At 68.7% G+C, this 8,482-nt stretch carries 7 protein-coding genes and 1 pseudogene; all 8 read right to left on the bottom strand.

The window, feature by feature from the left end:
- A partial coding sequence (locus tag O9271_RS17975; protein ID WP_298272829.1) for a transposase occupies positions 1-901 on the bottom strand: 901 nt, incomplete at its 3' end.
- Positions 902-1,304: 403 nt separating this feature from the next.
- Positions 1,305-1,538, bottom strand: a complete 234-nt coding sequence (locus O9271_RS17970) for a hypothetical protein (RefSeq protein ID WP_298272826.1) — start codon at positions 1,536-1,538, stop codon at positions 1,305-1,307.
- Positions 1,539-1,719: 181 nt separating this feature from the next.
- Positions 1,720-2,826 (bottom strand): hypothetical protein, encoded by a 1,107-nt coding sequence (locus O9271_RS17965; RefSeq protein ID WP_298272824.1) that lies wholly within the window; start codon positions 2,824-2,826, stop codon positions 1,720-1,722.
- 187 nt (positions 2,827-3,013) lie between these two features.
- Positions 3,014-3,763 carry an SDR family oxidoreductase gene (locus tag O9271_RS17960; protein ID WP_298272821.1) on the bottom strand — a complete coding sequence of 250 codons (750 nt, stop codon included), beginning with the start codon at positions 3,761-3,763 and terminating at the stop codon, positions 3,014-3,016.
- A gap of 459 nt (positions 3,764-4,222) precedes the next feature.
- Positions 4,223-4,504 (bottom strand): hypothetical protein, encoded by a 282-nt coding sequence (locus O9271_RS17955; protein ID WP_298272819.1) that lies wholly within the window; start codon positions 4,502-4,504, stop codon positions 4,223-4,225.
- Between the two features lie 114 nt (positions 4,505-4,618).
- Complete coding sequence (locus O9271_RS17950; protein WP_298272817.1) at positions 4,619-5,968, bottom strand: hypothetical protein; 1,350 nt, start codon at positions 5,966-5,968, stop codon at positions 4,619-4,621.
- Positions 5,969-5,973: 5 nt separating this feature from the next.
- On the bottom strand, positions 5,974-7,887 hold the full coding sequence (locus O9271_RS17945; RefSeq protein ID WP_298272814.1) for a serine/threonine-protein kinase: 1,914 nt from the start codon (positions 7,885-7,887) through the stop codon (positions 5,974-5,976).
- 59 nt (positions 7,888-7,946) lie between these two features.
- Positions 7,947-8,482 (bottom strand): annotated as a pseudogene (locus O9271_RS17940) (hypothetical protein); the annotation flags it as partial.

The raw sequence follows: 8,482 nt of genomic DNA, 5'->3' as shown, positions 1-8,482 counted from the left end.
GATACCCGGCATCCGCGGTGATAAGCGTGTCGATCGTGCGCAGCGGCGCGGTGGCGGCGACGACCCCCAGCAATAGCTCCTGCTCCGCGCCCACGCCATGCGCCTGGGCATCGACAATGATCTGGTGCGCGGCGTCGACGGTTGCCACCCCGGTGTAGCCCTGAATGACGCCCTTGCTGGTCGCCATCTTCGCACTTTCGTTATCCGTGCGATTGCTCTGGCGTACGGCGCCGCGTGCGCCCCGCCGATCGGTCGGGTGCTGCGTGAGCCACGTGCGCAGCTCGGCCGCGTCTCGCACGAGCCGCTCGCGCCGCACCGCGTCCTTCGCCGCGAGCGATGGCGCGACGTCGCGCGCATCCTCTGCCCGGTGGCGCGCGAGCATCGTGTCCGCCGCCCGCTCCATCTTCGTGGCCTGCCGCTCGAAATCCGCGCGCGTGCCGCTCCGATGCTTCGACGCATTGCTCGGCAGTTTCACGCCGTCAATGGCGAACATCTCGCGCCCGATCAAGCCCTGATGATCACACACCGCGAGCACGGCGGCGAAGATCGGCGCGATCTGATCGCCCAGGGTGCTGACGAAGTGCGCGATGGTGGTGAAGTGCGGGCGCGAGTCGCCGCTCAGCGCAATGAACGTCACTTGCTCCTCGCAGGCCCGCGCGATGGCCCGACTGCTGACGATGCCGCGCGAGTACGCAGACAGCACCACCCGGAGCAGCATGCCAGGCGCGTAGGCGGGCGCCCCGGTGGTGTCGTTTCGATACCGGGCATCGAACGGCGTCAGGTCGATCGCCTGCTCGAGCAGATGGTGCAGCGCATGCTCGAACGTCCCAGGGAGCAGCTGCGCCGCCAGGTCGATCGCCACGAACTTGGGCTGCGTGTCGACCGGCTTGTAGCGGGCCATGACAGATCTCGACGAGGGACGAAAGCGACCGCAGATTTCCTCTGAGGCCAACGGCTCGGCACCCGAAGAGTTCCGTTTCCACATCGACCTCACGGGACTTTTCCTACAGCCTCGTTATGCAGTAGTCGAGTCCTGCTGCATGCCGTTCTGTCTACTCAAGTCGGTACCGCAGTTCGATTCTCCTGCAGCAGATTCATCACCCTTCAACAGTTGAGGTCATGATGCCCAAGCAGGCGATGCTTGCTCTTTGCGCCGTACTTGTCGGTGCGGCCTGTGTGCAGACAAAGTCCGTAATGCTCGATCCCAGCGTAAAGCCGCTCCCGGCGATCTCTCCCGACTCGGTACGGATCTTCATGAACGAGAAGGACCTAGGAGGTTTCGACAAGAAGTGTGTAAATGCGCGTCAGGCGGCGGCCTTCTGGGTGGATGAAACAGCGGGTACTTCGAGGCCGTCGGCGTAGCGCACGCCGCGGTACACATCCCGGCATGGCTCGGGCGCGTTGAGTTTGCGGAAGCGCTTCTCCGCGACCTGCAGCAAGCGCCAGATGATCGCGGTCGCTCGCGTCTGCGCCTGTGGCAGGGTGCAGGCCAGGGCCATGGTCGAGGCCAGGGCCAGGTGGCGGAGATGGAGGGCCAAGACGGGCTCCTTGGGGATGATGGATGAGCCCTCATTCTTCCGGACCTCGGCGCGGTCGAGGCCGCCGCGCGACGAACGGTCGCAGCGGCGTCATGAACCGCACGGGCGGGCGAACGAATGCGCATCGGCCGTTGCTTCAGGCAACTTCCCATGGTTTCAAGCGATGATCAATCCTTGAAGGTCAATGCGCGTCGCGCGTCGCGTCGAGGGCGGTCAGGCCGCTTTGACGGCCCAACCACTGGAGCAGGCAGCGCGGCAGCAAGGAATCCGTGTCGACGAGTAGCGTCACGCTGTGTGCCCGGCCACGCCCGTCGACGGTCCTTGCGTCCACGGAGAACCACCAACTTGAGCGCCTCTGCAATATGGTCAGATTCCATCCGACCACCTGCGCCTGGGTCCTCTCCAGCCGTCCAAATCGCTTTCGCTGCTCGCACTGCCCGGCCATGATCCACCATTCATCGAGCCAGCATTGCCGCGCTGCCTGCCGGGTCAGACCGGCGCCGGCGACGACCGCCATCACCGCGAAGACGATCAAGGCGGGGTCTTCCGGTGAGCGCGCAAAGTCCCAAAGCAGGGCAGCCAGCGCGATGGCGCATCCGAGTGCATAGGCTCCCAAGGCAAAGGCCTGAACGCGTGACCACCACGCAGGGCAGGCGAGCACCAACGCGCCAGAAGGATCGCGCCGTACGCGCCATGGGGCGGGCACGGCCGGGCGAACCACGGCGCCACTTTCCGCCTGCAGCCCAAGCGCATCGCGAATCTGCTGCGCCGCGGCCGGGCACTCGATTGGGCTGGCCAACTTCGACAACACGACGAGTTGCTCGCCAATGTGCGCCACCAGCCTCGGCCACTGCCGCTGGCTTTGCGGAAGGGCAAACACCGCACGCACGTCTTCGATTGCATGCGAATCCGCCCAGCGAAATGGACCGATACGATGCGTCACACGCAGCGAACGCTGGTCGAGCACGATGCAGTCTTCGGCGGAGGCCATCACCAGGATCTGCGCGCCGACAAGACCTGCAACGACCGTCCAGAAAAGCGGGATCAGCGACAGGAGCAGCGACCCAAACACGAACGGTCCGATCCGGATGTTCGTGTGACCCAAGAAGGCGGTGCCGCTCACGAGCGCGTCGAGCGCATGGCCCGCGAGCACTGCGCAACCGCCCACGCCTGCAAGGTACAGAGCAGCCAGCACCGCAAGGATGGGCAACCACAGGAGGCCGCGCCCGGCTGGACCGAACCGCCATTCGAACCGCGTGACAACCTGATCCCGCGATGCTGCAGTCATGGTGTATGAGGGTCGTGAGGAATGTTTCGATCGCTGGATTGGCCAGGCGCAATGCATCATGCGCGAGCACCGACCCAACGTGAACATCCGAGCATAGGACGCGGCACGCAGCGATGGGACACGGTCCAGTCGCCGCCGAGCGGCATATTCACCGCTGGCAGCGGGCCCGGGGAGGCGGAGCCCCCGTTCAGCGGGCCAGGAACCCGCCGTCCACGGGGTAGTAGGCCCCCGTGACGAACGAGGCCGCCGGCGAGCCCAGCCACAGCACCAGCTCGGCCACCTCCTCGGGCCGGCCGATGCGGCCCAGCGGGTGCATGGCCACCAGCGCGGCCTGCGTGGCCGGGTCCTGCTCGAGCCGCTCGATCATCGGCGTGTGGATGAAGGCCGGGCCGACGGCGTTGACGCGCACGCCCTGCGCGCCGTAGTCCAGCGCCGCGGCGCGCGTCAGGCCCACCACCCCGTGCTTGGCCGCGGTGTAGGCCGGGGCGCCGGCGAACGCCACCTGGCCCAGGATCGACGACACGTTGACGATGGCGCCGCCGCCCGATCGCAGCAGCGCCGGGATCTGCTGGCGCATGCCGTAGAACACGCCCGAGAGGTTGACGTCGATGACGCGCTGCCAGGCCTCGAGCGGGTAATCGGCGGTGGGTGCCAGGTCGCCGCCGATGCCCGCGTTGTTGCAGGCCATGTGCAGGCCGCCGAAGTGGCGCTCGGCGGCGGCCACCAGCCGCTCGTGGTCGGCCGGGACGGCCACGTCCGCGGCCACGAACAGCGCCTCGCCGCCCGCGGCCTGCACCAGCGCGACGGTGGCTTCGCCGCCGGCCTCGTCGAGGTCGGAGACGACGACGCGCCAGCCGGCGCGGGCCTGGGCCAACGCGATGGCGCGGCCGATGCCGGAGGCGGCACCGGTGACGAGGGCGACGGGATGCTGGGACATGAGGTACTCCGGCTGTGGGCAACGCGGCCCAGTGTCCGGGCCGTGCGGATTTGGGTTCTTGATCGAGGTCAGTAACCACGCCGGGCCCGCGACCACGACGCCGATGGCCGGGGTGTTCAATCCTGCAGGGGATTGGAATTTCAATCGGGGCGGATCGACTATCGGTCGAGTATAGGGCGAGATCACCGACCGCGTAAGCACCGACTGGCGGGCGGCGGCGTGCCCACTGACGTGTTCGTGCGACTCGAGGGCCGTGGGAACGGCGGTGACGGTGGGGGGGCGATGCCGGCGGGACCAAGGAGCCGCGCCGGCGGGACGAGCGTGGGGTGCGCGCCGGGCCCCGGCTCGCGGGGGCCCGGGTCGATGGGGGGCTCCGTGGCCCGGCGTGCGCCGCACGGGAAGCGCGGGTCCGGAGGTGGGTGTCTCGCGGACTTTTCCTACAGCCTCGTTAGCTGGCATCTACGTCGCCCCCTGCAGCACGCCATTGGCGAACAGGTTGAAGCGGTCGCCGCTCACACCGAGGTCGACGATGCGCAAGCGCACCTGCTGCCCTGCGCCGGCCGAGCAGGAGAATCCGTCACCGGCATTGGGCGAGGGGAACCCCACGTCCGGGTCTTCGAAGAACTCGAAGGTGTGCCAGACGCCGCTCACGGGCGCGGCCTGCGCGGACGTGCGTTGCGGCACCATGACGGTCGCCACGGCCGCGGCCCCGAACAGGGCGCGTCGAAACCACGTGTGCATTGTCGGAATCCAGCTTCGGGGGAGGGATGATCGATACGAGCGAGCTGACCCCCGAAGAGACGGAGCGATGCCTCAAATGTTCTCCCGCCGCCACAAAGGCCGGTTCGGCCAGCCTCAGCGATACGCCCCCAACACCCGCGTACACGTCTGAATGCGCGGATTGTTCAGCACCGTAGAGGCCACCGAGGCCGCGCCGAGCAGCAGCCAGTCCCGTTTCGCGGCAATCTCCGAGCCGCCTGGCGGTCGATTCGCCGCGTCCTGCATCAGTTCGATGAGCGCGACCTCCGACGGATAGCGCGCCAGGGTGCGTCGCGCCTCGTCAAACGCAGCATCCGACGCCGCCGATGGCCCGAGCAGCGTGCCACGCACGTTGGTGCAACTGCTGAATGCCAGCGCCCGCAGGCTTTCCAGCCGAATCGTGCGAGGAACCGTGGGATCGCCCGCGACGGCAATGAGGCGCTGCTCGGTGGTGCCGTCGCGCGCGCCGAGCGTGAGCGACGTCGCGTCCGTGATCGGCGCCGTCAGTGCCGCACCCGCTGCGTTGCCCGTGATCGTGTACAGCGTGTGCAGCCCTTCGCTCGCAATACCCACCATCACGCGACCGATCAGTCCTTCAATGGCGCTCGTGCCATTGTCGAGCATCACGAAGCCGTAGGACAGCACCGAGCGCAGTGCGTGCTCGGCGCGCTCCGGCTCACCCTGCGACAGATGATATGCCGCCCGCGACAGACCCGCGTAGGCGATCTCCTTGGTGGTCGCGAATCGTGGGATGGGCATCAGCACCGGTGTGGCATCGGCGCGAAACGGCAGCACATAGCGCGCACCGATCACATCCACAGCGCCGGCACTCGCGAGGCGATCGATGTCGCCCCAGATCGGCGACTCAGCCACGGTGCGCAGGTACTGCTGCTCGGACGCGGACAGCGCGCCCTGCGCCGCCCGCAGCACCTCCGACGACTGCAGCAGATGCGCATCGCGACGACCAATGTCCGCAAACATCGCGTCGCTGAGCGACGCGTGCTGCCAACCGCGCTCAGCGGGCTCCGCGGCAGGGTGCACGGGGAACATGCCGTGCTTCGCGGTCACATCGGTGGCGTGCCACAAGTGGCCGGCCGCCAGCGGCGACAGCTCGCTCGTGGTGGGCAGGCGGAGCACTCGCAGCTTCTCCACCTGCGCGATCCGCGTGCTGAGGTCCGAATCGTTCAAGCGCAGTACATCACCGCGGGTCGCAATGACCACGAGCGGAATGCTGGTGATGATCGCCAGGCCGATCGCGGCGTCACGCACCCAGCGAAGCGCCGAGCGCCACATGCTGGTGGTTGGTGCTGCCACGGGTGTATCGTGGTGGGAGCTGCCGCTGACCGTCTGCCCGGCCGACCGTACACGATCGGGCAACGGACGCGCCGCCGCCCCCATCCAGTCTGGCGACAGGGCGTCGGCCGTGATCACGGGTTTGTGTTGCATGGAACCTAGGCCGGTGTGAGGGAGATCTGCTGCGGAAGGCGCAGCAGATGTTCGACGTCGTCGTGCGCCTGGATCAGACGGTCCACGTTCTCGGACACGTCGACCGCCAGGGCGATGTGCGTGGTGAGCGACCCGAGACTGAGCGACCCGGCGTGCAGGCGCAGTAGCCCGAGGCGGATGTTTTCGAGCGCACTCACGGTCTCGCGCAGTCGCGCCTGCACCATGTCACGCTCTTCCGCGAGCGCCTGCTGGTGCGAGGACTCGGCGTGGCTCGACGCAGCGGCCCCCTGCCCCGATCCGTGCAGCGCCTGCTGCAGTGCATCGAAGCGCGTCCGCAGTACATGCGCGTCCCGCTGCAACCGTTCGATCAGCGCCGGCAGATCGCCGAGTGATTCGCGCGAGGCCTTGGGCAGGCTGTCGAACAGCTGCTCCGCGGCGAGTCCGAGCGAGAGTTCGGTGGCGCGGTGCGTCATGGCCGGTGCGACGGGTGCACGGCCGCGCCACTTGCGAGCGAGTGCGAACGACCACGCGCCGAAGCGACCCGTCCACACGCGACTCCAGAACTCCACGTCCACGTCTCGGCGGAGCTGCAGCACGACCAGATAACCGAACACGCTGGAGATGGCCACGGCAAGGCAGAGCAGCACCAGCGGGACGGCGTACAGCTGCTCCATTGGCGTGGCCAAGGCGAGCGCCGGAATCACCGCGGCCGTGGTGGCCGAGGACACTCGTGCGACATGCCGCAGCACACGCTCGAAAACGCGTCGCAGGCGGCCGGGGTGTACCGCGTGCTCTTCACGACTGCTTTCGCGCTCCACGTCGAAGGCCGGCCACAGATCCTGGTGCGTGAAGCCGAGGTCGAGCATGCGCCGCGCCGAGAGCACACCGAACGCCGCCGGGGCCACCAGCGCACTGATGGCCGTCGCGGCCAATGCCTGCGCCGGCCCGGCAACCGCCGCCACCACACCGGCTCCGACCACCGTGCCCACGAGCGTGAGCATGGTGCCGGCCCCATCGGTGCGGCCGTTGCGCTTCACGAACGCGCGCAGCGCGACCGGCAGCTCACGGCGCTGTTCGATCGCCACGCCCAGCTGATCGGCGAGCAGTTGTGCGCTCGCGGGGCGGTCGGCGGGGTGCGTGGCGAGGCACCAGTCCACGAGCTGCGTGAGCTTGCGCGGCACCCGGGTGCCGGTGGTGTCGAGCGAGGGTGCTGAGGTGGTGAGCCTGCGCGCCAGCACGTCGCTGGTGTTCGCGTCGGAGAACGGCAGCGCACCGGAGAGGGCGTAGAACGCGGTGGCGCCGAGCGAGTAGAGATCGCTGCGCGCGTCGATGTCGGCGCCGAGGATCTGCTCGGGGCTCATGAAGTCGGGAGTGCCGGCGATCTGATCGCTGATGGCGTCACCCGTGGCGGCGGCAATGCCGAAGTCGGCCACGAGCGCCCGGCCGGTGTTGGCCTCGAGCAGAATGTTGTCGGGCTTCACATCGCGGTGCACCACCTGCTGTGCGTGCGCGTAGCCGAGCGCCCAGGCCACTTCGCGCAGTACGCGCGCTCCTTCGCGCGCCGGCAGCGGGCCGCGCGATTGCACACGCTGCGCGAGCGTCTCGCCCTCCACGTAGGCCATCACGAAGAACACGAAGTCGTCGATCGTGTCCACGCTGTGAATGGGCACGATGTGCGGGTGCGACAGCTTGGCTGCGAGTTGCGCCTCGCGCAGAAAGCGATCGCGCAGCGCGGGCTGCGTGGCCATGGCGGGGGGCAGCAGCTTGATGGCCACGGCGCGATCGAGCATGACTTCGCGCGCGAGGTACACGACGCCCATGCCGCCACGGCCGATCTCGCGATCGATGGAGTAGCGGCCGGCCAGCGCCGTCTGGAAGGCGACGAACAGCGGGTCGGGCGCGAGGGCAGCAGGGGGCATGCGCGGGGCGTCGGGGGGCGTGGGGGCTCAGCGTCTGGACTGATGCCAACGGGCCTGCGTCACCGCGGATTCGGGGTGAGCAACACGCCACGGGACCGGAGTGTCACAGCGAGAGCGCGCTCCGCAGCTTGCACGCTCACCGGAGCGGGCCCCGAGGCCGCGGGCTTCGATCCACAGCTGCTTGCCTTGCGCTGGATAGGAAATTCGATTGGGGTCGGTCGAGGATACGGCGTGATCGCCGACCACGCGCGCACCGACAGACGGGCGGTGGCGTGCCCTCCGCCTCGCGCGCGCGCCTCGCGGGCCGTGAGAATGGCGGTTACCGTGGGGGGGGCCGATGCCGGCGGCGGCCGCTCGGACGCGCCCCGGTTCGTGGGGGCCCACGTCGATGGCGGACTCCGCGGCCCGCCGTGCGCCTCGCGCGCGGCGCGCGTCCGGAGATGCGCGAGGATCCGGTCGATCACCGACGCCTGGGTGATGAACGCGACGATGCGCATGGCGCCGTGGCAGGTGGGACACGCGAGCGAGTCGACCTCGAAAATCTGCTGCAGCAGGGTCGCCCACCGGCGGCTGGCTTCGGTCGGCGCGAGGCGTG

This window comes from Gemmatimonas sp., from assembly GCF_027531815.1.
Taxonomy (GTDB): domain Bacteria; phylum Gemmatimonadota; class Gemmatimonadetes; order Gemmatimonadales; family Gemmatimonadaceae; genus Gemmatimonas.
Note: the sequence above shows the minus strand (reverse complement) of the source record. Positions and strands in the feature narration are given on the sequence as shown.

What these genes read in the sequence shown, in the direction of transcription:
- O9271_RS17945 (WP_298272814.1), bottom strand. Translation starts at nt 7,887, where the DNA reads ATGCCCCCTGCTGCCCTCGCGCCCGACCCGCTGTTCGTCGCCTTCCAG.
- O9271_RS17965 (WP_298272824.1), bottom strand. Translation starts at nt 2,826, where the DNA reads ATGACTGCAGCATCGCGGGATCAGGTTGTCACGCGGTTCGAATGGCGG.
- O9271_RS17960 (WP_298272821.1), bottom strand. Translation starts at nt 3,763, where the DNA reads ATGTCCCAGCATCCCGTCGCCCTCGTCACCGGTGCCGCCTCCGGCATC.
- O9271_RS17955 (WP_298272819.1), bottom strand. Translation starts at nt 4,504, where the DNA reads ATGCACACGTGGTTTCGACGCGCCCTGTTCGGGGCCGCGGCCGTGGCG.
- O9271_RS17950 (WP_298272817.1), bottom strand. Translation starts at nt 5,968, where the DNA reads ATGCAACACAAACCCGTGATCACGGCCGACGCCCTGTCGCCAGACTGG.